The organism is Kitasatospora sp. Xyl93 (assembly GCF_055383135.1).
Genome location: NZ_AP029186.1, coordinates 18,753 through 41,988 on the forward strand (window position 1 = coordinate 18,753; position 23,236 = coordinate 41,988).

A 23,236-nucleotide genomic window follows, 5' to 3' on the forward strand; every position below is an offset into this window, starting at 1 on the left:
AGCGGTAAGGCGGACGCACGGTGTCACCACCGTGCGTCCGCGGTGTTCCCGGATCAGTCGATGGCGTCGAGGACGTCGCCGAGGTCCACGAACTTGAAGCCGGTGGCCTCGCGGTCGCCGTCGCCGGGGGTCTCCTGGCCGTCCTGGACGACGAGCAGGCCGTGGGGGTAGCGGCTGCCGAGAGGGGCGTTGAGGGCGGCGGCGCCGTCGCAGACCTCGGAACCGTCGAGGGTGGTGGAGGCGGCGGTGATACGGAAGGCGCCCTCGTACTCGTTGTCGTCGTCGCGCTCGCGGTCGTAGGCGACGAAGGTGTTGTCGCCCTGACTGGAGGCCAACAGGTAGCCGTCACCGTCCGCCTCGGTGACCAGGGCCAGGCCCTCGACGTCGGCCGTCAGGCGCCTGCCGCCATAGCCGGGGTCGGCGCCCGGGGTGCACTTCTCGGTCGCCTCGTCGTAGGTGCCGGGCACGCCGTACTCGCGCACCTTGTCGACCAGGACCGGTGTGCCGGTCAGGCCGGCGTCGATGCGCCAGATGCCGACGTCCTCCTGTCCCGCGTACAGGGTGCCGTCCGCCGGGTCGACGACCATGCCTTCGACCTGCGGCAGTTCACCGGGTTCGGCGCACGGCGTCCAGGTCGTGCCGTTGGGCAGCCGGAAGGTGGACGGCAGGTCGAGAGTGCGCACCTGGCGGTAGTCCACCGTGCCGGCCGGGGTGGCGATCAGTTCCAGCATCGCGATCCGGGTGCGGTTGCGCTGACTGACCAGCGCGTAGGAGCGCCCGGTGGAGCGGTCGGTCCAGGTGGCCAGACCGTACGCGGTCTTCTGCTTGTTGATCTCGGCCTGGTCGGCGGAGAAGACCGGACGCACTCCCGGGTCGGTGACGTCGGTGAGCGGACCGCCGGGCTTGTCGCGGTCGATGCGGTAGATCCGCAGCCGGTCGTTGCCGCGGTCGCTGACCACCGCGAGGTCGGCGGGGGCGCCGCCCAGCCCCAGGCCCTGCACCAGGTCGACGTTGTTGAACCGCCCGGGCTTGTCGGCGACGCTCGGCCCGGCCGGGGCGGGGAGCGACTGCACCTGCCGCGCCTCCAGGTCGTAGACCCGCAGGCCGCCCTGCTTGGCAGTGGCGATCACCAGGCTGCGGCCCGGGTCGGCGGCGTTGCGCCAGATCGCCGGGTCATCCGCGTTCGCGTTGCCGCCGGCCTCGTCGTCGAACAGAGGCGCGGTCTCGGCCTTCGCGTGGACGGCCGGGATCCCGGAGGCCTGCGCCGGGAGGGCGAGCGAGCCGGCCAGTGTTGTGCAGAGGACGAGGGTTGAGACGCGAACGGCCAGACGTATCGTCATGTTTTCTCCCGATATGAGCGTTTTGCCCTGATGGGGAAGAAACTCGCTGCCGCATCCGTCATGTCCGCGACTGTTCGGTGTCCGGTTGTTGAACACCTCGCGAATCCGTGGAGCGAAGACCGGGCCGCCCCGGTCGGCCCCGGCCCGTGATCACCGGTTCCGAGGCTTGCGGGACATCACCGCCCTCCCGCCGAGCCGGAGTGCAGGGAGGCCACCGGCCGCCTCCCGCCGCATGAGGGCTGGAGGGAGGGACGGTCCGGCAGCCGGAGCCGACTCGACGGAGAGGACGCTAGGCCCCGGGCCCGAGGCCGCGCATCAGGGAGATCCCTTGCCTCGGGCGCAGGGTTCCTGGCAGTCCGTCATCGACCGCTGCAGAAGGGGTGCGGGAGAAGGGGCGGGCGCCGTCGGCAGAGCCGTACGGGATCCGGCGCCGGCCGTCGCGGACCGGCGTCTACCCAGCTGCTCTCGACCGCCCCCTTGGTCACCCCGTTCGACAGCCGCCTACTTCGGCGCGGCGACGAGACGCACGGCCAAGCCGCCGAAGATCGTTCCACCGAGGACGTTCAACGCCCGAGCGGTGCGGGCGCTGCGGCGCAGCAGCGCGGCAAGTCGTCCGGCCAGCAGCCCGACCGACGTGTCGACGGCCAGGCCGATGAGGACCATCGTCAAGCCCAGGAGGAGGAACTGCACCGGAACATGCCCCATGGCCGGACGGACGAACTGTGGCAGGAACGCGATGTTGAACAAGATCACCTTTGGGTTCAGCAGGTTCGTCAGCATGCCCTGGCCGAAGGCGCGCCACCGGCTGGGGCCCGCCGACCCGGTGGTGCCTCCGTCCTCGCCGAGCGGGGCGCGGTCCCGGAAGGCCTTGACGGCGAGATATAGCAGATAGGCCGCCCCGACCCAGCGCAACACGTGGTACAGCGTGGGGAAGGCCAGGAACAACGCGGAAAGCCCCAGCATCGCGGCGAAGACGTGGACGAGGGCGCCGCATCCGACGCCCAGCGCCGCGAGCACCCCCGCTCTCGGCCCCCCACGGCCGCCCATCGCCACGATGAACATCATGTCCGGCCCAGGTGATACGCACAGCATCAGAGCGGCGAGGAAGAAGGCGGCATACAGACTTGAGTCGATCATGGCCCTGATGTTCACTCACCGACTCACTCTTTACAACTCATTTGCCGGCTAGGCCAGTTGCCCGAAGACGTCGATCGCCTCACCAGCACAGAGCGCCTCCAGGACGTACGGGACGGAGAGGAAGTGGCACCGCTCCGCCGGCGTCCTGGCCCCGGACACGGCAGGGCGAGGGCGGCGTCGACGGTCGGGCAGCGCAAGGGTTCGCCGCTGGCGGCGTCGGCGACGATGCTGCTGGAGCATGTCAGAAAGTTCGCGCAAGGCCATGGTCTGGAAGGCTGGCCGGGGCCCGGTTGAGGGCTCCGGCAGGCCGGAACGGACAGGACATGGACGAGAGGGAAGGGCCGGTCGTCGAGCCGGTGCGCTTCAACAGTGTTGGTAGATTCGGACATTCGGACGTGCGGAATAAGGTCTGAGCCGTGACGTATCCGCTCCCCTCCAAAGCCCTGAGAGACTTCCTCCTTTCGCTACGCACAGGCGATGTCGTGGCAGGGGTGGTGAGTGGGATCGAGAACTTTGGTGTGTTCGTCGATCTCGACGGGGCACCGGAGGCCTCGGTAGGGTTCGTCCCTCCGCCCGAGCTCTCGTGGAGATGAATCTCCTCGTGTCATGAAGCGGTGTCACTGGGGCAGCGTGTGAGCGCCGAGGTCTTGGCTCTGGACAGCGAGAGGCGTGGGCAGGCTGTGCTGTCCTTGGTCGCCCTTCAGGAGAATCCATGGCTCGGCTGGTCTGGGCGTGTGGGCAGCACCGTCAGTGGCCGCGTCACGAAGCTCGCCCCGTTCGGCGCCTTCGTAGGCCTCGATGACGGGATCGCAGGGCTGATTCACAACGCCGAACTGCTCGCAGCAGAGCCGGATCGGAAAGTTCGTGTCGGCGATGTGATGACCGCGCGGATCGCAGAGGTCGACCCGTCCATGCGCCGCATTCGCCTGTCGCTCACATGATCGACGCCGACGCGGCGGCTAGCAACGAGCAGGCCGGCACGCCGGCGCAGCACCGGACGAGCAGGACGTCGACGAGCCGGTCCCGGAGGGTGCCGAGGACGGCGGCTTGGCGCAGCAGGGCCGCCGTCGACGAGCAGGCCCCAGACGGCAGCGGTCCGGGCCCGCGGCGGCGGTCGACCCGCGGCGGGCGCGATCGGGACTTCCCGGGCCGTACGGGACACCCGGAGTGCTGCTCTCCGGGCCGTCCGTCCGCTGTCCGCCGGCCCGGAGAGGAGTAGTCGGTGTTCCGGGGCGCGGGTAGTCCCCGGTGCTGAGCAGCGCGGACGCGGGACAACCGGCACTGTCCCGGAACAACCTCCGGCGCACCCTGCGGAGCAACGCCCACGGCAACGCCCGGGGCAACCTGCGGAGCAACCACAGGCCCGGGGCCGCCGACGAAGACCGGTGGCCGTCCGGCCTCAGGGCGGGCGGGTTACCCCTGCAGTTGCCTCGGCCGAGCCAGGCCCCGATCTCCGCAGGCCAGCAGCCGGGCCGCGTTCCACTGCCGATCGACGCCGCTCCACCAGACGCGTTACAGAACCCAGCGACTTGATGTCTACACCGAATCCGCAGGTCAGGGCGCTACTTGACCAGCCGTCGGATATGTGGAACCATTTTCCGGACGGGATATCTGTGTCCTGACCCATGAAGGCCTCGCTGAGCAGCGGGGCTTTTTACGTTCCAGCCCACAGCAACACACTCAAGGCCTCCGCCGACGCGGGGGCCTTTCGTCGTCTCGGAGGGGAAACCTTGGACGCTGCTTTCGACATCGCGACCCTGGTGGTCGTGCTCGTTCTGGGCGCGATCGCCCTGCTGGCGGCCCTGATCGCGTACATCGTGCGGGTGTGCGTGGCCCGGACGCAGGCCCAGGACATGCCCGACATGGTCGGGCGGCTCACCATGCTGATCGCCGCCGTGGAGAAGTTCACGCCCCGCTACCAGGGGGTGCGCGAGCTCACGGCCCCGCTGCGCGGGCTGCAGCTCGGCCAGCAGAACAACTCCACCGCGCCAGCGCCCACCCCGCAGACGGCCCCGATGATCCCCGGCCAGGTCGTCGAGCCGGCAACCACCACGGCGGTCGCCGGCGGTGCCCAGTGACCCGCCGTTCGGTCCCGAGAGACCCCACCGGCCGGAAGGCCACCACCAACGCGCTCACGATCAGCCCGATCGCGCGGGCCCACCTTGAAATGCTTCTCCTGTTGCTGGTCAATAGGGACCTCTCGGGGGCCGAGGTCCGCAAGCAGACCGGCGTGACCCCGATCGAACTGGACCGGCAGCGAGACTCGTACTCCGCCGACACTCTTCGGGAGGTGTACGAGCTCGAGGGCCTGACCGACGGCCTGCCACCCGAGGTGAAGGCCGTCGTGCGGGAGTACGAGGAACGGCCGCTCGGCTACTGCTGGCAGTGCGTGCGCAAGACCATCCCGCCGCCGACCTGGCGCGGCGGCCGGCCCCAGCGCTACTGCTCGAACGCCTGTCGGCAGAAGGCCTACCGTGAGCGAACCCGCGCGTCGGACTGACCCTGGCCACCCAGCCGGGTCCGCTGGGGTGGCCACGACGTCGACCGGGACGCCGGCGGGCCCCGCCCCGGCGGTCGGGCGCCGGGGCGGGGCAGGGCGGGCGGCGGGCTCAGGTGCGGTTCTCGGCCTGGAACATCCAGCTGTGCTTCTCCAGTGCGGCCGTGAGGCCGATCAGGAGGTCCTGGCTGACCGGATCCGCCTCGCCGGTCTCGTCGATGCGCACCCGCAGCCGTTCGATCACGGTGGCGAACGCCTTCACCAGGTGCTCGACGACCGTCACGTCCGCCGTCCAGCCCTCGGGGAAGCCGGGCAGGCTGCTGGTGGCGGCCACCGTGGCGGCGCGGCCGTCCGGGCTGAAGCCGATCGCGGCGGCGCGCTCGGCCACCTGGTCGGCGAAGTCACGCGCGGTGGTGACCACTTCGTCGAGGTGGAGGTGGACGGAGCGGAACCGGGGCCCGTAGAGGTTCCAGTGCGCCTGCTTGGCCACCAGGGAGAGGTCCAGCAGGTCGACCAGGGTGCCCTGCAGGGCGTTCCCGACCGTCTTGCGTTCGCCTTCCGGCAGCGGGCTGGTGATGACGACACCCATCGTTGACATCCTTCCTGATCGGGGAGCCGTCGGCCGGCCCCCGTCCGTGTGGGCGCCCCGCCGCCCGGCGGCCGGCCGTGCGCGCTCTCCGGCGGAACGTGCGCGGGGCCCTGACCGTCCGGGGCACGGGCGGACGACCGCCCGGGCGGCGGGATCGTCCGGCGCCTGCCCGGCCCCGCGGCGGGGAAACCACTCGGGCGGGGGATCACGCCGGGCGACCCGGCCGCGTTGAGAGACGAGGAATGCACCCCGGGCGCGCGGGTAACCGAGCGCTGCAACCCCGGCCGCCGCGGCCGGAGGAGAGCCCGGTGCCACCGCCAGAATGGGAGTCCGCCGCATGACCGTCGCCACCTCCTGGTCCACCGCCGTCACCCTGCCCGAAGGCCCGTTCCCGGACGTCGCCGTGGACGCGGAACTGCGCTTCGACACCGCGTCGCCGTACGCGGTGTGCCTGGCCTTCCCCCCGCTCGGCGACGACGAAGCTACGCAGTGGACCTTCGCGCGCGACCTGCTCGACCAGGGCCGGCACGGCCCGGTCGGTTGCGGGGACGTGACCGTCGCGCCCGGGCCGGAGGGCCAGGTGCTGATCACCCTGCGGTCCCCGTCCGCGCGCGCCGTCATCAGCGTGCCGGCGGCCGTCGTATCGGCGTTCCTCCTCGACTCCTTCCGCCTGGTACCGGCCGGCACCGAGACCGAGCACCTGGACGTCGACGCCGCCCTCGCCCAGCTGCTGTCCTGATCCGCTCCGCACCGGGGCAGGCATGCCTCCCGGCGGACGGGGTAGGCGGGCGACACCGGCGGGCCCGCCCCCGCCTCCCGGGGAACGGCCCGCCGCCGGATCCGGGAAAGGAGAAGACCCATGGCCACCCAATCGCTCCTGGCCGCACCCGACGGCCCCTCGCTGCTCGCCGTCGCCGTACCCGCCCTGGCCATAGCCCTGCTGCTGATCGGCGCGTTCGCCTGGGGCAGCCGCCACCTGAACCGGCGGCGGCCGAAGCCCCCCAGGGGCGCCCCCGCCGCCCGCGCCGACTCCTGGGGCACTCCCGACGGCGACGGTCCGCGCCCTTCCCGTGCCGCGCCGGGCGGTCACGACGGCCACGGGACCGACGACCGCCCGGCGCAGCGGGCGTCACAACGCGCGGAGCCGCCCCGGCGCTCCTCGTGAGGGCCGGGGTCGTCCCTGTGATCCCCGGTGCCTGCGGCCACATCGCGGGCACCGGGGATCACGTCGTCACCGGCACTGCCGGGTGACCCACCGCCGCACGGCAAACTCCGGGACGAACTCCGGGGCGAACTCCGGGACGAACTCCGGTGGGAAGACGGTGTGTTCGGCGTGCAAGGGTCCCGCCCTCCCGGACCCGGCTCGGCCCCGGTCCCTCGCGGGGACCGGGGCCGAGCGCCGCACGGGCCGGACCGCGCTCAGCCGGGGCTGATCCGCCCCCGCCAGCCGCCCTGCTCGTGGCCGTGGCCCTCGATGAAGTCCTTGAAGCGCCGCAGGTCCCCCTTGACCCTGCGGTCCACGACGCCCAGCGCGTCTCCGGCCTTCTCGACCATGCCCTCCGGGCGGAAGTCGATGGCCATGTTGACCCGGGTGTGCTGGTCGTCGAGCCGCTGGAAGGTCACCACGCCCTGCTGCTGCACGTCTCCGCCCACCGTCCGCCAGGCGATCCGCTCGTCGGGCAACTGGTCGACGATCTCGGTGTCGAACTCGCGCGTGACCCCGCCGATGCTCGTCCGCCAGTGGTTGTGGCGGTCGTCCACCTGGGTCACCGAGTCGACGCCCTCCATGAAGCGCGGGAACTCCTCGAACAGCGTCCACTGGTTGTAGGCGGTGCCCACGGGCACGTCGACGTCGACCGATTCCTTCACCATGCTCATCTGTGCTCTCCTCGTTCGGAGTGGCCGGGGCTCTCCCCCGGTCATCCGCGCGTCTGCCCGCCGCGCGCCGACGCATGCCTCCCGGCGGCCCGGCGGATCGATCCGACGCCATCCGACCCGATCGGATCCGATCCGGCGCGACCCGGTCCGAGCGCGGTCCGGCCAGTACGGAGGACGGGGGCGCCGCGCCCGTCGACCGCCCGCCCGTCACCCCGGCCGTAGTTCGAGCACGCAGCACTTCGGCCCGCCGCCGCCCTTGAGCAGTTCCGGCATGTCGACGGGTACGGGCACGTATCCGGCCCGGTGCAGCCGCCCGGCCAGGCCGTGCGCGGCGGCGGGGAGCACCACGTGCCGTCCGTCGCTCACGGCGTTGAGGCCGAAGACGGCCGCGTCCGGCTCGGCGACGAGGATGGCCCGGGGGTAGAGCGCGCGCAGCACCCGTCTGCTCTCCGGGGCGAAGGCCGGCGGGTGGTACATGATCTGCTCGTCGTCGAGCACCGCCAACGCCGTGTCGAGGTGGTAGAAGCGCGGGTCCACCAGGACCAGGCTGACCACCGGGCGGCCGAGGACCCGGCGGGCCTCGTGGTGGGCGGCGCGGCTGGTCCGGAAGCCGGTGGCGGCCAGCAGGTGCCGGCCGGCCAGGAGGAAGTCGCCCTCGCCCTCGTTGACCGGTCCCGCGACCCGTACGGGCCGGTACCCGGCCGCGGCGAACCATCGGCGGTGCGCCTCGGCCTCGGGGGCGCGCTGCTGGTGCCGGAACCGGGCCACCAGCACCCGGCCGTCGATCGCCGTGGCGCCGTTGGCGGTGAACACCATGTCGGGTAGTCCCGGCACCGGGTCGAGGAGATCGACCCGGTGGCCGAGGGCCCGCAGCGCGTCGCGCAGTCGGCCCCACTGGGCCTCCGCGGCCGCGCGGTCGACGGGGCGCGTGGGGTCCATCCACGGATTGATGGCGTAGTCCACCGCGAAGTGGGTCGGCGGGCACAGCAGGTAGTGGCGCCGGCGCGCGGTACGCACGGGGGAAGGTTCCATGGGTGGGCGCGTGCCCACGGCCGTCGGGTGGAAACGGTGGGGTGGAAACGGTGCGGGCCACGCCGGCCCGCGGCGTGAAGTCCCGCTCGCCGGGTACCCGCCGGAGGCGTCCCGGATCGAGCCCGAACCGTCCCGCAACAGCAGCGGCGACCGCAACCGCGTCCCGCAAGCGCAACCGCAACCGCAACCGCAACCGCAACCGCAACCGCAACCGCAACCGCAACCGCAACGCCGCACCCGGGCGTACAGAACCGCTCCCGAACGCACTGGACCCTTCCGAACCGGAACGGACGCCGAGGAGGCCGCGATGGACCACCTCTCCGAACACTCCGAACACTCCGACGAATCCCTCCCGCCGGACCGGGCCCAGGCGATCCTGGAGGCGGCGAAGCGGATCGGCTCCCTGCTGAAGGCCGAGGACCACCCCTTCGCGGTGGCGGGCGGCGTGGCCGCTTACGCGCACGGCGCGACCGTACGGCTCCAGCACGACGCCGACTTCTGCATCCGCCGGGAGGACGCGGAGGCCGTCACCCGGACCCTGCGCCAGGCCGGGCTGCAGGTCTTCCTGCCGCCCGAGGACTGGCTGCTCAAGGCCCGCTGCCTGGGCCAGGACGTCGATCTGATCCTCGAACTCGCCAAACGGCCCGTCACCTCCGAGCTGCTGGACCGCGCCGAGGTGCTGCCGGTGGACTCCGTGCGCATGCCGGTGCTGTCCGCCACCGACCTGGTCGGCAGCCTCCTCGCCGCGTTCTCCGAACACCACTGCGACTTCGGAGCCGTCCTGGCCGTGGTCCGGCCGCTGCGCGAGAAGGTCGACTGGGCGAGGATCCGCGCCGAACACGGCGACGCGCCGATGGCCGCCGCCTTCCTCTACCTCCTGGAACGGCTCCAGGTGATCGAACCCGAAGGAGTCGAGGCATGACCGGCACCGACGACACCGAGTACCGGGTGGCCCACCTGCGCGACCGTCTCGCCGAGGCCGAGATCGGCGAGCTCGGCCTGCGGATCGAGACCCGCGGCGGACACGTCACGGTGTACGGCACGGTCCCCACCGAGCGGCACCGGGCGGCCGTCGAGCGCATCGTCGCCGAGACCCTGGCCGGGCTGGTGGTCCACACCGACATCGTGCTGGCCGACGACCGGCCGCCGGCCGGATCGGAGGTGCTCCGGTGATCCGGCTGGCCGCCGTCGGGGACATCCACCTGGGCCGCGACAGCCACGGCGTGCTGCGGCCCGCCTTCGAGGCGCTGCGCGAGCGGGCGGACCTGCTGCTGCTGGCCGGCGACCTCACCCGGCACGGCGTCCCGGAGGAGGCCGCGGTGGTCGCGCAGGAGGTGGCCGGTCTGCCGGTGCCGGTGATCGCCGTGCTGGGCAACCACGACTACGACGCCGGCTGCCCGGAGGAGGTCGCGGCGATCCTCTCCGGGCGCGGCGTCCACGTGCTGGAGCGCACCTCGACGACCGTCCGGGTGGGAGGTCGGCTGGTCGGCGTGGCCGGGACGAAGGGCTTCGGCGGCGGGTTCGCCGGCCGCAGTGGCAGCGAGTTCGGCGAGCCGGAGATGAAGGCCTTCATCCGGCACACCCGGCACTGCGCGGAGGGCTTGCGGGCCTCGCTGGACCGGCTGGCGGCCGAGCGCTGCGACCTGCGCATCGCGCTGACCCACTTCGCGCCGGTCGCGGACACCCTCGCCGGGGAGCAGCCGGAGATCTTCCCGTTCCTGGGCAGCTACCTCCTCGCCGAGGCGATCGACGCCGCGGGTGCCGACCTCGCCGTCCACGGCCACGCCCACCTCGGCACCGAGCACGGCCTCACCGCCTGCGGGGTACGGGTGCGCAACGTGGCGCAGCCGGTCATCGGACGGGCGTTCGCGCTCTACGAGCTGGAGCCGGCCCCGCGGGCGCCGTAGCCCGCTGCCCCTGGCCGCCGAGGTCGGGCGCCGTAGCCCGCTTGCCCCGGCCGCCGGTGTCGGCGGCCGGGGCAGCGGATACCCCGGTCGGGAGCCCACCTCCCGGCCGGGGCGGCCGGTGACCGGTCAGGCCGCGGAGGCGACCGGGTCACCGGTGAACAGGGCGCGGCGCTCGTCCGCGGTCAGGCCGCCCCAGACGCCGTACGGCTCGCGGGCCGCGAGGGCGTGGCGCCGGCACTCCACCCGGACGTCGCAGCCGGCGCAGACGGCCTTCGCCGCCTCCTCCCGGGCCCGGACGGCGGCCACGGGTTCGTCGGCGGACCCGCCGAAGACGCCGCCGTCCGCGGTGTGGCAGGCCCCGTCGGGCTCACGGCTCCACCGGGGCTGCGGGGCTTCTGACACGTGCGAGAGGTCGGCCACGGCGGTTCCTTCCGATCGGGTTCGCGCTGGCCCCACTCGTCTAACCCCGTCCCGCCGGTTCATGCCTCCGGCCGCTCACGGCCAGCTCACGGCCGCTCCCGGCCGACTCGTCCGGCCGACCGGATGAAGTCCGGCCCGCCTGTGTGGAGAACGGGCCGGACCGGGCAGGCGCGGGGGCATGGTGCAGATCGGATACACGATGATGACGGAGCAGCGGGGCCCGCGCGGCCTCGTCGCCGACCTGGTGCTCGCCGAACGCGCGGGCTTCGACTTCTCGGTGGTCTCGGACCACTACTTCCCGTGGCTGGACGAGCAGGGCCACGCCCCGTACGCGTGGGCGGTCCTGGGCGCGGCGGCGCAGGCCACCTCGCGGATACCGCTGATGACCTACGTGACCTGCCCGACCTTCCGCTACCACCCGGTGGTGGTGGCGCAGAAGGCGGCGACGCTCCAGCTGCTCTCCGAGGGCCGGTTCCGGCTGGGGCTGGGCAGCGGGGAGAACCTCAACGAGCACGTCGTCGGCCGGGGTTGGCCGGCCGCCCAGGTGCGCCAGGAGATGTTCGGGGAGGCGGTGGAGATCATCCGGGCGCTGTTCGAGGGCGGGTACGTGACCCGGCACGGGAAGCACTTCGACGTGGTCGGCGCACGGCTGTGGGACCTTCCGGAGCAACCGCCGCCGATCGGGATGGCGGTGTCCGGGCCCGTGTCCTGCGCGCTCGCGGGGCGGCTCGCCGACGTGGTGATCGCCGTCGAGCCGGACGCCGGGCTGATCTCGGGGTTCGCCGAGCACGGCGGCGCCGGGAAGCCCGCGGTGGGCCAGCTGCCGGTGTGCTGGGACCGCGACCGCGACGAGGCCGTGCGCCGGGCCCACGAACAGTTCCGCTGGTTCGGCGGCGGCTGGAAGGTCAACGCCGACCTGCCGGGGACGGCGGGCTTCGCCGCGGCGAGCCGGTTCGTCCGGCCCGAGGACGTCGCCGAGGCCATCCCGTGCGGCGACAGGGTGGAGGACTTCGTCGAGGCCGTCCGTCCGTTCGTGGACGCCGGTTTCGACGAGGTGGCCCTCGTCCAGGTCGGCGGGGACTCCCAGCCCGCCTTCCTGCGGTGGGCGGAGGAGACGCTGCTGCCGGCCCTGCGCGCGGCGTTCTGACAGCGCCACGGGCAAGGGGGCATGCATCGGCGGTCCGGGGGCAGAAGGGCGGTCACCACTAACCGAGGAGGTCTACACCATGGTCCCGGTCCTTCTGGTCCTTCTGCTCGCACTCATCCTGTTCGGTGCCGGATTCGCCCTGAAGGTGCTCTGGTGGGCGGCGGTCGTCGTGTTCGTGCTGTGGTTGATCGGCTTCGTGGCCCGGGGCACGACCGCGGCCGGCGGGCGGGGCCGCTGGTACCGCTGGTAGCCGCCCGGCACCCCGTGGGCCGCACCGCTGGTGACGGAGCCCGGCGCCCCGTGGGCCGCGACACCGCGGCCTACGGGGCGCCTTCGCCGTCGGCACGTCGGGAGCCTCCGGTCGCGGGACAGCACCGCGCGCTCGGGTTGCGGGCGCGCTAATCCGTTTCCGGAGGCGGCCGCGGGGTTACCTGCGCAGAGTCCCCCGAGTACGAGGAGCATCCATGAACGAGTCCGGACCGGTGAAGAAGATCGTCGACGCCGTCGCCGACGTGGTCGAGCGCGCCACCCCGACCGACCGCCCGGAGGTCCCCGGTGCGCCCGGCGCCGCCTCGCCGGGCGTCGAGGAGCCGACCGAGGTGCACGACCCGCTGCCCCCCAAACCCGACCAGGCGGCTCCGCGGCCGGTGACCGCGACCGGGCGCGACACGGGTGCCGACGCGCGGGTGCGGTCGCAGAGCGGCGCCTTCCTGACCACCGCGCAGGGCGTGCGCCTGCCCGACAGCGACCACTCCCTCAAGGCCGGGCCCCGCGGTCCGGTGCTGCTGCAGGACCACCACCTGCGGGAGAAGATCACCCACTTCGACCACGAGCGCATCCCCGAGCGGGTGGTGCACGCCCGCGGGGCGGCCGCGCACGGCGTCTTCCGCGGGTACGGGAGCGCCGGCGCCGTCTGCAAGGCGGCGTTCCTCGGCGAGGACGTCGAGACGCCGGTGTTCGTCCGGTTCTCCACCGTGCTCGGCTCCCGGGGCTCGGCGGACACCGTCCGTGACACCCGCGGCTTCGCGACGAAGTTCTACACCTCCGAGGGGGTCTTCGACCTCGTCGGCAACAACATCCCGGTGTTCTTCATCCAGGACGCGATCAAGTTCCCCGACGTCGTCCACGCGGCGAAGCCCCACCCCGACCGGGAGATCCCGCAGGCCCAGTCCGCGCACGACACCTTCTGGGACTTCGTCACCCTGCACACCGAGGCCACCCACCACACCCTGTGGAACATGTCGGACCGGGGCATCCCGCGCTCCTTCCGCACCATGGAGGGGTTCGGCGTGCACACCTTCCGCCTGGTGAACGCCGAGGGGGCGAGCACGCTCGTCAAATGGCACTGGAAGCCCAGGCTCGGCGTCCACTCCATGGTCTGGGAGGAGGCGCAGCTGGTCGCCGGGGCGGATCCGGACTTCCACCGCCGGGACCTCGCCGACGCGATCGAGGCGGGCGCGTTCCCGCAGTGGGAGCTCGGCATCCAGACCTTCCCGGACACGCCGGAGCAGACCTTCGAGGGCATCGACCTGCTCGACCCGACCAAGATCGTTCCGGAGGAGCTCGCGCCGGTGCGCCCGGTCGGGCTGCTCACCCTCAACGCCAATCCGACCAACTTCTTCGCCGAGACCGAGCAGGTCGCCTTCCACCCCGGGCACCTGGTGCCGGGGATCGACATCACCGACGACCCGCTGCTGTCGGGCCGCCTGTTCTCGTACCTCGACACCCAGATCACCCGGCTGGGCGGCCCGAACTTCGCCCAGATCCCGATCAACCGCACCCACGCCCCGGTCAACGACATGCTGCGCGACGGCTTCCACCAGGACGCCGTCCACTCGGGCGTCGCGCCGTACAAGCCGAACTCGCTCGACGGCGGCTGCCCGTTCTTCGCCGGCGCCGGGGACCGTCCCTTCATCGAGTACCCGACGCCGGTGGCTCCGGCCACCAAGGTGCGCGAGGCGCCGGCGTCCTTCGCGGACCACTTCGGCCAGCCCCGGCTGTTCTGGGCGAGCATGAGCCCGGTGGAGCGCGAGCACATCATCGCCGCCTACACCTTCGAACTCGGCAAGTGCCACGAACAGGCGATCAAGGAGCGCGGCCTGCGGGTACTGGCCCAAATCGACGGCTACCTGTGCGCGCAGGTGGCGGCCGGTCTCGGCCTGCCGGCGCCCGAGCCCGCCGAACCGCTCGCCCCGGCCCGGCCCAGCCCCGCCCTCTCCCAGGTCGGGCGGACCTGGCCGCTGGACGGGCGGGTCGTCGGGCTGGTCGCGGGCACCGATCACGGCGCGCTGGCGACGGTGCGCCGGGCCGTGCTGGACGCGGACATGGTCCCCCTGGTGATCTCCGCCGCCGGGGGCAGCCTCCGCCCGGAGGGCAACCACGAGCCGCTGGCCGTGCAGCGCACCTTCGCCACCGCCCGCTCGGTGGAGTTCGACGCGCTGGTCCTGGCCGGTGCCCCCGGACCGGCGCCCGAGGGCGAGGCGGCCCGGGACGCCAAGGCGGCCAACCCGCTGCCGGCCGCCTCCCCGGTCGACGCCCGGCTGGTGCTGATGCTGACCGAGGCCTACCGCCACGCCAAGCCGATCCTCGTCCTGGAGGGCGGGCAGGCCGCTCTCCAGGCCGCGGGCATCGCCGCCGACGCCCCGGGCGTCCTCACCGGCGTCCGGCCCGACCAGGCCGTGGACCAGCTCGGCCTGCTGCTCGCCGCCCACCGCGTCTGGGACCGCTTCCCGCCGCCCACCGCCGGCTGACGGAAAGCGTGTGCCGGGGCGGCGTCCGCGAGGGACGGCGCCCCGGCCTTTTAGCGCCGGTGTTTCCGAGCAGACGCCCGGTATGGGCATTCTCAGTCCGCCCGGGGTCCCGTCGCGGCGCTTCGCCCCGGCCCCCGAGAACGTCGCGCTGGCGCGACGGTTCGTGCGCTCGGCGCTGGCCGGCGTACCAGCGGAGACGGTGGACACGGCCGAACTCCTGACCAGCGAACTGGCGGCCAACGCCGTCCTGCACGCGCGCACCGAGTTCGAGGTGCAGGCGTGGGCGCAGGACGGCCGGGTCAACGTGCGGGTCAGCGACGGGCGGCCGGAGGTCGGCCTCGTCCCCCACGACCGCCATCCGTACGCCTCCACCGGACGCGGCCTGGGCCTGGTGGAGGACCTCGCGCCCAGCCACGGCGTCCACAGCGACGCGGAGCGCAAGACGGTCTGGTTCGAGCTGTGGCCCGGGCAGCCGGACCCCCCGGCCTCCGCCTGGGAGACCGTCGCCCCGGTCGGCCCGACCGCGACCGTGACGCTGATCGACGTGCCGTACGCCCTGTACTGGGCGGCGCAGCAGCAGTGGGAGGGCCTGCTGCGGGAGCTGTACCTGGACGGGTGCGCCGAGGAGCGCGTGGTCGTGTCCGCAGCGGACCTGACGGTCGCCCGGGACGCCGGGAACATGATCTGCGAGTGCATGACGGCCTCGGTGCAGCAGGAGACCCCGGACAGTTCGACGCTCTCCGTGCTGGTCGCCTTCCCGGCGGACGGCGCCGAGGCCGTGGCCACCCTGTACCGGGTCCTCGACCAGGCGGAGGCCGCCGCCCAGCAGGGGGCCCTGCTCACCCTCCCGGCACTTCCGCAGATCCGGGCCTTCCGGGAGTGGCTGTTCGACCAGATCACCTCCCAGCTGTCCGGCGCGGACCCCACCGCGTGGACGCTGAACCCCGACGCGCCCAGCGGCACCCCGACCGAGCTGGCCCCGTGGGACGCGAGCGAGGTGGCGGCCGCCACCGAGCCGACGGTCGCGGCCGACGACCTCAACCGGATCATCGCCGTGAACGCCGCCGCGGCGAACCTGCTCGGCTGGTCCCCGCAGGAACTCGTCGGGGAGCGGCTGACCGTCATGATCCCCGAGCACCTGCGCGGCCGGCACGAGGCCGCCTTCACCTCCCTGCTGCTCACCGGCCAGCCCCGCATCCTGGGCCGTTCCGTCCCGCTGCCCGCGCTGCGCCGCGACGGCCGGCTGGTCCCCGTGCGGCTGCGCGTGCAGACCCAGGAGGCGATCGACGGGCGCACGGTGTTCGTCGCCCAGCTCACCGCGCGGACCGGCCCCACCGGCGCCCCGCAGGACCCGCAGGAGCTGCGGAACCTGCACGGCCCGAGGATGGAGCCCGGCCCGGTGAGCCTGCCGACGACCACCAGCAAGTCCCGGCGGGCGAGCATCGAGCGGGCCGCCCTGGACCGCCTCGCCCTGCTGGCCGACACCGGCCTGGCGCTCAGCAGCACCCTGAACCTGCACGAACGGCTGCACCGGGTCTGCCAGGTGCTGACCCAGCGGCTGGCCGACTGGTGCGTGGCGGACCTCCTGGACGACACGGCCGGCCGGGTGGAGCGGGTCTGCGTGGTCCACGGCGACCCGCGGATGCCCATGCCCGAGGGCCTGCTCGGCCGGCTCCCCCCGCTGGCCGAGGACACCCAGGGCTCCCTGCCGCGCGTGATGCGCGGCGCGGGCCCCCTGCTGGTCACCGACTTCGCGCCGCCGGAGCGGGCCCAGAGCGCCCTGGAGGCCCGGCAGCTGGACATGTTCGAGCGGCTGGAGGCGAGCAGCGCCATCGTGGCCCCGCTGCGGGCCCGCCGGGAGGTCCTCGGCGCGCTGACGCTGGTGCGCACCCGCGACGAGTACCCGTTCACCGGCGACGACGTGCTGCTGGTGGCGGAACTCGTCCGCGGGATCGCCCTCGGGGTGGACAACGCCCGGCTGCACCAGCACACCCGGCGCACCGCCGAGCGCCTCCAGCGCGCCCTGCTGCCGGACGTGCCCCCGGTCGCCAACCTGGACCTGGTGGCCCGCTACGCCCCGTCCAGCACCACCGCCGAGATCGGCGGGGACTGGTACGACGCCTTCGTCCTGCCCACGGACGACCTGGTGCTGGTCATCGGCGACGTGGCGGGCCACGACCTGCGGGCCGCCGTGGCGATGAGCGCCCTGCGCAACATGCTGCGCGGGATCGCCGTCGACCGCCGGGAGCCGCCCGGCGAGGTGCTGCGCCAGCTGGACCGGGCGAGCACCACCCTCACCCCGCAGTCCACCGCCACCTGCGTGTACGCGCTGGTCAAGGGCGGTGAGTCGGGCCCCTGGGAGCTGCACCACTCCTCCGCCGGCCACCTGCCGCCGCTGCTCACCACCGAGGACGGCGGGACCCGCTACCTGGACGGGGCCGCGGGCCTGCTGCTCGGCATGGACGCCGACACGCCCCGGCCCACGGCCCGGGAGCCCCTGGCGCCCGGTTCCACCCTGCTGCTGTACACCGACGGCCTGATCGAGCGCCGCGGGCAGTCCCTCGACGACGCCATGGACCGGCTGCGCCGGCACACCGCCGCCCTCGCCCGGGCGCCCCTGCACGTGTTCTGCGACGAGCTGGTCATCGCCCTCGGTGCGGAGAGCGACGACGACATCGCCCTGCTCGCCGTGCGCGTCGCGCCGCCCGGCTGACCGCGCCGCGAGCCGCCCGCCGCCCGGCACCGGAGCGGTGCCGGGCGGGGGCTGGGATCAGGCGCCGCCGGTCAGGCGCGGGGCAGCCCGGGGGCGTCGAACTCGACCCAGATCGACTTGCCCCGGGCGTGCGGTTCGGCGCCCCAGCGATCGGCGATCCGCTCCACGATGAACAGCCCGTGGCCGCCGGGAACGGCGGGCACGTGCGGGCGCCGCAGCTCGGGCAGCGTCGGGCTGCGGTCGCTGACCTCGACCCGCAGGCGCGCCTGGGTGACGTCCAGGACCAGTTCCAGCGGGCCGTCCCCGTGCAGCATGGCGTTCGCGACGAGCTCCGCGACCACCAGGACCACGTCGGCGGCGAACTCCGGTGCGGGCGCGTACCAGTCCGCGAGCGCCTCGGTGGCGCAGGCCCGGGCGCGGGCGACCGGCGTCGGCATCCCGACGAGCGTCAGCCGTCTGCGCTGGACTCCGGGCGGCCGGGCCGGCCCGGGCGGCCGCGGGTCACCGTCCAGGGTGCCCCGACTCATCGTCATGTGAGGGTTCCCCTTCGGATCGACGGCGGTTCGCAAGCTCGGTTTCCCCGTGCCTCCCGGATTATGCCTCGTTCCCCCGACACCGCCGGCGGCCGGCGGATCGGGGAGGGACGAGGCCCGGGTCCCGGTCAGGACTCCAGCGCCGATGCGACGGAGCCGTGGAGGGAGAACACCGTTCGCGCGCCGGTCAGTTCGAGGACGCGCATGACGGTGGGCGGCACCGCGGCCAGCCGCAGCCGCAGGCCCTCCCGCTCCGCTTCGGCACGGATCCGGAGCAGGAGGTTCAGGCCGGAGGAGTCGCAGAACGCCACGCCGGCCAGGTCGACGACGATCACCGGCGGACGCCGCGCGAGGAGACCGGTGAGCGCGGCGGCCACCGGCGCGAGCGTCTCGATGTCGAGATCGCCCGCCAGCGCGCACACCACCGCCCCGCCGCCCACGGTCCGGGTCTCCACCGCCGCCTCCGGACGGGGCGGCGGGACCGCGAAGGCCAGGTCTCCGGCGTCGTGGTCGGAAGGCGTCATCGTCGTCCCCTCGGTGTCGGATGCCCTCCGACTCTAGGCAGGTCAGGGCGGTGGCGCAACGGACCGGGCGGTCGCGCCGGTGCACCGGGGGTCCTCCCCCGGCGGGCGCCCGGTCAGTCGTCCTCCAGCCCCTCGCGCAGGCGCCGCAGGGTGCGCGAGAGCAGCCGGGAGACGTGCATCTGCGACACCCCCAGGCGCTCACCGATCTGCGACTGGGTCAGGTCCTCGCAGAAGCGCATCGAGAGGATCAGCCGCTCGCGCTCCGGCAGGGCGGCGACCAGCGGCTTGAGCGCCACCAGGTCCTCGACCTTGGAGAGGTCCCGGTCCTCCTCCCCGAACCGCCTGCCCAGCGACCCCGGCCCCTCGTCGTCCTCCGCACCCCCGAGGTCCAGGGAGCCCGCCGTGTGGCCGTTCGAGGCGGTCAGCCCCTCCACCACCTCCTCCTCGGACAGCTGCAGGTGCCCGGCCAGCTCGGCCACCGTCGGCGCCCGGTCCAGCTCCTGCGCCAACCGCTCCTGCGCCTTGGCCAGCACGATCCGCAGTTCCTGGAGGCGGCGCGGCACGTGGACGGCCCAGGTGGTGTCCCGGAAGTGCCGGCGGATCTCCCCCAGCACCGTCGGCAGCGCGAACGTGGTGAACTCCACACCGAGGTCCGGATCGAACCGGTCGATCGCCTTGATCAGGCCCACCGCCCCGACCTGCAGCAGGTCCTCCTGCGGCTCGCGGTGCGCGGTGAAGCGGCGGATCGCGAACCTGACCAGGGACAGGTTCATCTCCACCAGGGTGGACCGGACGTACGAGTACTCCCGGGTGCCCTCCTCCAGGGTGGCGAGCCGGCGCAGCAGGACCCGGCTCAACTCCCGGGCATCGGCCGGCGCCACCTCCCGCAGATCCCGCTCCTGCGCCAGCTCCGGCGGCAGCAGCTCACGCAGCTCCGCCGTGGAGGGCAGGGGCGCGGGGGTGGTGACGAGCGGTTCGCGAGTGGTCACGGCCATCGGGGTCCCTTCGTCGTTTCGGTATGACGCAACGCCCGCTACCCCGGTTCGGCCGATCGATGCGGCCACCGGGCGTGAAGATTCCGAAAAGGAGGTTCGTACACTTCGGGTGCGCCGCGGATCCGCCCAGGCTAACGCGCCGGACCGCCGGGTCCAACGCGGCGACCAGTCGTTTCGGCGTGGCCGGGAGCTGGGATAGCCTCCGGAGGGGATCCCACCCCCTTTGCGACCACGGACCGTTCCGTGGTGCCCACGACCGGATGCGGGCCGGCGGCCCGGCGTTCTACGGAGGCGACGTTTCGATGGCTGGCCCGACCCTGCCCCCCGACTCGCAGCACCGCTCGCAGAACGGGCCGGGCACCGCGCTGGTGAACGAGGCGGAACTGCGGCAGCTGCTGGCCGGGTTGACGGCCGTACGGGACGGCGACTTCAGCACCGAGCTGCCCGACGACGCGGAGGGGCTGCTGGGCGAGATAGCCACCGTGTTCAACGGGATGGTCGACCAGCTGTCGCACTTCACCTCGGAGGTGACCCGGGTGGCCCGCGAGGTCGGCACCGAGGGCCGCCTCGGCGGCCAGGCGCAGGTGCCGGGCGTCTCGGGCACCTGGGCGGACCTCACCGACTCGGTCAACGCGATGGCCGGGAACCTGACCTGGCAGGTGCGCAACATCGCCCAGGTGACCACGGCGGTGGCGCGCGGCGACCTCACCCAGAAGATCGAGGTCGACGCCCAGGGCGAGATCCTGGAGCTCAAGGACACCGTCAACACGATGGTCGACCAGCTGTCCTCGTTCGCCGGAGAGGTGACCCGGGTGGCCCGCGAGGTCGGCACCGAGGGCCGGCTCGGCGGCCAGGCCAAGGTCGAGGGCGTCTCGGGGACGTGGCGCGACCTGACGGACTCGGTGAACTCCATGGCCGGCAACCTCACCGGGCAGGTCCGCGCCATCGCCCAGGTCGCCACCGCCGTCGCCGAGGGCGACCTCACCCAGAAGATCACGGTCACCGCCCGCGGCGAGATCCTGGAGCTCAAGACCACCATCAACACCATGGTCGACCAGCTGTCCTCGTTCGCCGACGAGGTGACCCGGGTGGCCCGCGAGGTCGGCACCGAGGGCCGGCTCGGCGGCCAGGCCCGGGTCGAGGGCGTCTCCGGCACCTGGAAGCGGCTCACCGCCAACGTCAACGAGCTGGCCGGCAACCTCACCCGGCAGGTCCGCGCCATCGCCGAGGTCACCGGCGCCGTCACCGCCGGGGACCTGACCCGCTCGATCACCGTGGACGCCTCCGGCGAGGTCGCCGACCTCAAGGACAACATCAACGCCATGGTGGAGTCACTGCGCCAGACCACCCGCGCCAACGAGGAACAGGACTGGCTGAAGACCAACCTCGCCCGCTTCTCGGCCCTGATGCAGGGCCGGCGGGACCTCTCGGTCGTCGCCGAGTCCGTGATGGACGAACTCGCCCCGCTGGTGGGCGGGCAGTGCGGCGCCTTCTACCTCGCCGAGGAGGGCCCCGAGGGAACGGTGCTGCGGCTCGTCGGCTCCTACGCGTTCCCCGACGGCGAGCGCCCGACCAGCTTCCGCCTCGGCGAGTCCTTCGTCGGCCAGGCCGCCCGCAGCCGGCGCACCATCGCCGTCGACTCCCTGCCGCCGGACTACCTGGCCGCCTCCTCGGGCCTGGGGCGCACCGAGTCGCTGTCGCTGATCGTGCTGCCGATCGTCGTCGAGGAACAGGTGCTCGGCGTCATCGAACTGGCCTCCGTCCGGCCGTTCACCCAGGTCCACCGGGACTTCCTGGAGCAGCTGCTGGAGACCATCGGCGTCAACGTCAACACCATCATCGCCAACGCCCGCACCGACGAGCTGCTCGGCGAGTCCCAGCGCCTCACCGCCGAACTCCAGGCCCGTTCGGAGGAGTTGCAGGCGCGCCAGGAGGAGCTCCAGGCCTCCAACGCCGAGCTGGAGGAGAAGGCGGAGCTGCTGGCGACGCAGAACCACGACATCGAGGCCAAGAACCTGGAGATCGAACAGGCCCGCCAGGAGCTGGAGGAACGCGCCCACCAGCTGTCCCTCGCCTCCAAGTACAAGTCCGAGTTCCTGGCCAACATGAGCCACGAGCTGCGCACCCCGCTCAACAGCCTGCTCATCCTGGCCCAGTTGCTGGCCCAGAACCCCACCCGGAACCTGACCGCCAAGCAGGTCGAGTACGCCGGGATCATCCACTCCGCCGGCTCCGACCTGCTCCAGCTCATCAACGACATCCTCGACCTCTCCAAGGTCGAGGCCGGGAAGATGGACCTCAACGTCGAGGACGTGCCGCTGCAGTCGCTGCTCGACTACGTGGAGGCCACCTTCCGCCCGATGACCGGGCAGAAGAACCTCGCCTTCGCGGTCCGCACGGCCAGCCGGGTGCCGTCCGAACTCCGCACGGACGACTACCGGTTGCGCCAGGTGCTGCGCAACCTGCTGTCCAACGCCGTGAAGTTCACCGAGCAGGGCCGGGTCGAGCTGCGGATCGAGCCCGCCGACGAGGACGCCGTCCCCGACGGGGTGCGCCGCGACGGGCCGGTGCTCGCCTTCCACGTCACCGACACCGGCATCGGCATCGCCCCGCAGCACCTGGAGACCGTCTTCGGAGCGTTCCAGCAGGCCGACGGGACCACCAGCCGCAAGTACGGCGGGACCGGGCTCGGGCTGTCGATCAGCCGTGAGATCGCCTTCCTGCTCGGCGGCGCCATCACCGTGGAGAGCACCCTCGGCCGGGGCAGCACCTTCACCCTCTACCTGCCCGCCGAGCCCGCCGGTCTCCCCGCCGGCGGCCCCGGCGCCGCGCTCCAGTCGGCCGAACACACGGCCGCGCTGCCCTCGCAGGACGCCGGACACCACTCGGATCACCCCGCCGCCGGCCGGCCGCGTCGCCTGCTCGTGGTGGAGGGCCGCCCGAACGGCCTGCTCTCCCTGGTCGCGGAGAACGCCGTCGCGGACCTCGCCCGCTACTCCGGTACGCAGCGGCCGGTGGAGATCGTCGCCGCGGTCGGCGCGCAGGAGGCCGCCACGGCCCTGGCCACCGCGCCGTGCCACTGCGTCGTCCTGGAGCTGGGCCTGCCCGACGGAACCTCCACGACCCTGCTGAAGGAGATGGAGGGCGACCCGGCCCTGTACACCGTCCCGGTGCTGGCCCACGACAACCGGGGCGTCGTCCCGGAGCACGAGCAGGCCGTCCGCCGCGCGGGCGAACGGCCGCTGGAAGTCCTCTCCAGCCTCGACGAGTTGCGCGAGCGCATCGCCCTGCACATGAGCGCCGACCGGCCCGGGAGCGTCGTCCAGCTGGTCCGCGGAACGGACCGCGAGTCCTCCTGGAACCCCGGCGCCGACCGGGCGCTCTCCGGCCGCACCGCGCTGGTCGTCGACGACGACGACCGCAACCTCTACGCGATCACCAGCATCCTGGAACTGCACGGCATGCACGTCCTCCAGGCCGAGAACGGGCGGGCCGCCCTGGAGGCGCTCGCCGTGCACCCGGGGATCGACGTGATCCTGATGGACGTGATGATGCCGGAGATGGACGGCTACTCCGCGACCGCGGCGATCCGCGCCATGCCGGAGCACGAGGGACTGCCGATCATCGCGGTGACCGCCAAGGCCATGGTCGGTGACCGGGAGAAGAGCCTCGCCTCGGGAGCCAGCGACTACATCACCAAGCCGGTCGACGCCGACGAGGTGATCAGCCGGATCAGGCGTCACCTCACCGTCTAGCACCGGCGCGCCCGCCCGC

23 protein-coding genes are annotated in these 23,236 nt (G+C 73.1%); 14 read left to right on the forward strand and 9 right to left on the reverse strand.

Translation table 11 applies throughout. The features are described 5' to 3' along the window. Positions 1–53: 53 nt before the first annotated feature. Complete coding sequence (locus ACZ5GH_RS38450) at positions 54–1,340, reverse strand: phytase (RefSeq protein ID WP_464336962.1); 1,287 nt, start codon at positions 1,338–1,340, stop codon at positions 54–56. A 501-nt stretch (positions 1,341–1,841) separates the two neighbouring features. Continuing rightward, positions 1,842–2,477, reverse strand: a complete 636-nt coding sequence (locus ACZ5GH_RS38455; protein ID WP_464336963.1) for a LysE family translocator — start codon at positions 2,475–2,477, stop codon at positions 1,842–1,844. Positions 2,478–2,995: 518 nt separating this feature from the next. Between ACZ5GH_RS38455 and ACZ5GH_RS38460 the strand changes: the two genes are divergently transcribed. From ACZ5GH_RS38460 to ACZ5GH_RS38475, 4 genes are all read left to right on the forward strand, one after another. Continuing rightward, on the forward strand, positions 2,996–3,070 hold the full coding sequence (locus ACZ5GH_RS38460) for a hypothetical protein (RefSeq protein WP_464337020.1): 75 nt from the start codon (positions 2,996–2,998) through the stop codon (positions 3,068–3,070). Between the two features lie 141 nt (positions 3,071–3,211). Next, positions 3,212–3,418, forward strand: a complete 207-nt coding sequence (locus ACZ5GH_RS38465) for a S1 RNA-binding domain-containing protein (protein WP_464336964.1) — start codon at positions 3,212–3,214, stop codon at positions 3,416–3,418. A gap of 789 nt (positions 3,419–4,207) precedes the next feature. Further along, positions 4,208–4,555, forward strand: a complete 348-nt coding sequence (locus ACZ5GH_RS38470; protein WP_464336965.1) for a hypothetical protein — start codon at positions 4,208–4,210, stop codon at positions 4,553–4,555. A gap of 101 nt (positions 4,556–4,656) precedes the next feature. Then, on the forward strand, positions 4,657–4,977 hold the full coding sequence (locus ACZ5GH_RS38475; RefSeq protein ID WP_464336966.1) for a hypothetical protein: 321 nt from the start codon (positions 4,657–4,659) through the stop codon (positions 4,975–4,977). A 109-nt stretch (positions 4,978–5,086) separates the two neighbouring features. Here ACZ5GH_RS38475 and ACZ5GH_RS38480 read toward each other — a convergent pair whose 3' ends face one another. Next, on the reverse strand, positions 5,087–5,563 hold the full coding sequence (locus ACZ5GH_RS38480) for a Dps family protein (protein WP_387758820.1): 477 nt from the start codon (positions 5,561–5,563) through the stop codon (positions 5,087–5,089). Positions 5,564–5,900: 337 nt separating this feature from the next. Here ACZ5GH_RS38480 and ACZ5GH_RS38485 point away from each other — a divergent pair, with 337 nt between their 5' ends. Further along, complete coding sequence (locus ACZ5GH_RS38485) at positions 5,901–6,302, forward strand: SsgA family sporulation/cell division regulator (RefSeq protein WP_387758819.1); 402 nt, start codon at positions 5,901–5,903, stop codon at positions 6,300–6,302. A 120-nt stretch (positions 6,303–6,422) separates the two neighbouring features. Beyond that, complete coding sequence (locus tag ACZ5GH_RS38490) at positions 6,423–6,728, forward strand: DUF6479 family protein (protein WP_387758818.1); 306 nt, start codon at positions 6,423–6,425, stop codon at positions 6,726–6,728. A 254-nt stretch (positions 6,729–6,982) separates the two neighbouring features. On the opposite strand, the gene ACZ5GH_RS38495 is transcribed toward ACZ5GH_RS38490, so the two are convergent. Both ACZ5GH_RS38495 and ddaH read right to left on the reverse strand, forming a co-directional pair. Beyond that, a complete protein-coding gene (locus ACZ5GH_RS38495; protein WP_387758816.1) occupies positions 6,983–7,441 on the reverse strand; it encodes an SRPBCC family protein in 459 nt (152 codons plus the stop codon). Between the two features lie 207 nt (positions 7,442–7,648). Continuing rightward, on the reverse strand, positions 7,649–8,473 hold the full coding sequence (ddaH, locus tag ACZ5GH_RS38500) for a dimethylargininase (RefSeq protein WP_464336967.1): 825 nt from the start codon (positions 8,471–8,473) through the stop codon (positions 7,649–7,651). A 307-nt stretch (positions 8,474–8,780) separates the two neighbouring features. Between ddaH and ACZ5GH_RS38505 the strand changes: the two genes are divergently transcribed. From ACZ5GH_RS38505 to ACZ5GH_RS38515, 3 genes are read left to right on the forward strand one after another with little or no spacing between them, the layout of a single operon-like run. After that, positions 8,781–9,395: a nucleotidyltransferase family protein gene (locus ACZ5GH_RS38505; RefSeq protein ID WP_464336968.1), complete on the forward strand. Its 615-nt coding sequence runs from the start codon at positions 8,781–8,783 to the stop codon at positions 9,393–9,395. Beyond that, positions 9,392–9,646, forward strand: coding sequence for a BON domain-containing protein (locus ACZ5GH_RS38510; protein WP_387758811.1), 255 nt, complete (start codon positions 9,392–9,394; stop codon positions 9,644–9,646). Before ACZ5GH_RS38505 ends, ACZ5GH_RS38510 begins: the two co-directional genes overlap by 4 nt. Next, positions 9,643–10,380, forward strand: a complete 738-nt coding sequence (locus tag ACZ5GH_RS38515; protein WP_401109018.1) for a metallophosphoesterase family protein — start codon at positions 9,643–9,645, stop codon at positions 10,378–10,380. Before ACZ5GH_RS38510 ends, ACZ5GH_RS38515 begins: the two co-directional genes overlap by 4 nt. A 126-nt stretch (positions 10,381–10,506) precedes the next feature. On the opposite strand, the gene ACZ5GH_RS38520 is transcribed toward ACZ5GH_RS38515, so the two are convergent. Next, positions 10,507–10,800: a WhiB family transcriptional regulator gene (locus tag ACZ5GH_RS38520; protein WP_387758808.1), complete on the reverse strand. Its 294-nt coding sequence runs from the start codon at positions 10,798–10,800 to the stop codon at positions 10,507–10,509. Between the two features lie 178 nt (positions 10,801–10,978). Here ACZ5GH_RS38520 and ACZ5GH_RS38525 point away from each other — a divergent pair, with 178 nt between their 5' ends. The 4 genes from ACZ5GH_RS38525 (at position 10,979) to ACZ5GH_RS38540 (ending at position 17,410) form a co-directional block, all read left to right on the forward strand. Next, the gene (locus tag ACZ5GH_RS38525) at positions 10,979–11,947 is read left to right on the forward strand and encodes an LLM class F420-dependent oxidoreductase (protein WP_464336969.1); all 969 of its coding nucleotides are present in this window, start codon (positions 10,979–10,981) and stop codon (positions 11,945–11,947) included. A gap of 79 nt (positions 11,948–12,026) precedes the next feature. Beyond that, positions 12,027–12,197, forward strand: coding sequence for a hydrophobic protein (locus tag ACZ5GH_RS38530; protein ID WP_387758806.1), 171 nt, complete (start codon positions 12,027–12,029; stop codon positions 12,195–12,197). Positions 12,198–12,411: 214 nt separating this feature from the next. Beyond that, entirely contained in the window at positions 12,412–14,697 is a 2,286-nt protein-coding gene (locus ACZ5GH_RS38535; protein WP_387758805.1) for a catalase, read from the forward strand. An 82-nt stretch (positions 14,698–14,779) separates the two neighbouring features. After that, positions 14,780–17,410: a SpoIIE family protein phosphatase gene (locus ACZ5GH_RS38540; RefSeq protein ID WP_464336970.1), complete on the forward strand. Its 2,631-nt coding sequence runs from the start codon at positions 14,780–14,782 to the stop codon at positions 17,408–17,410. A gap of 71 nt (positions 17,411–17,481) precedes the next feature. Here the strand turns inward: ACZ5GH_RS38540 and ACZ5GH_RS38545 are convergent, their stop codons facing one another. The 3 genes from ACZ5GH_RS38545 to ACZ5GH_RS38555 all read right to left on the reverse strand — a co-directional run bounded on the left by ACZ5GH_RS38545 (position 17,482) and on the right by ACZ5GH_RS38555 (position 19,462). Continuing rightward, positions 17,482–17,943, reverse strand: a complete 462-nt coding sequence (locus tag ACZ5GH_RS38545) for an ATP-binding protein (RefSeq protein WP_464336971.1) — start codon at positions 17,941–17,943, stop codon at positions 17,482–17,484. A gap of 128 nt (positions 17,944–18,071) precedes the next feature. Next, complete coding sequence (locus ACZ5GH_RS38550) at positions 18,072–18,467, reverse strand: STAS domain-containing protein (protein ID WP_387758823.1); 396 nt, start codon at positions 18,465–18,467, stop codon at positions 18,072–18,074. 113 nt (positions 18,468–18,580) lie between these two features. Beyond that, a complete protein-coding gene (locus ACZ5GH_RS38555) occupies positions 18,581–19,462 on the reverse strand; it encodes a SigB/SigF/SigG family RNA polymerase sigma factor (protein ID WP_387758803.1) in 882 nt (293 codons plus the stop codon). A gap of 302 nt (positions 19,463–19,764) precedes the next feature. Here ACZ5GH_RS38555 and ACZ5GH_RS38560 point away from each other — a divergent pair, with 302 nt between their 5' ends. Further along, entirely contained in the window at positions 19,765–23,217 is a 3,453-nt protein-coding gene (locus ACZ5GH_RS38560) for a HAMP domain-containing protein (RefSeq protein ID WP_387758801.1), read from the forward strand. Positions 23,218–23,236: the final 19 nt, after the last annotated feature.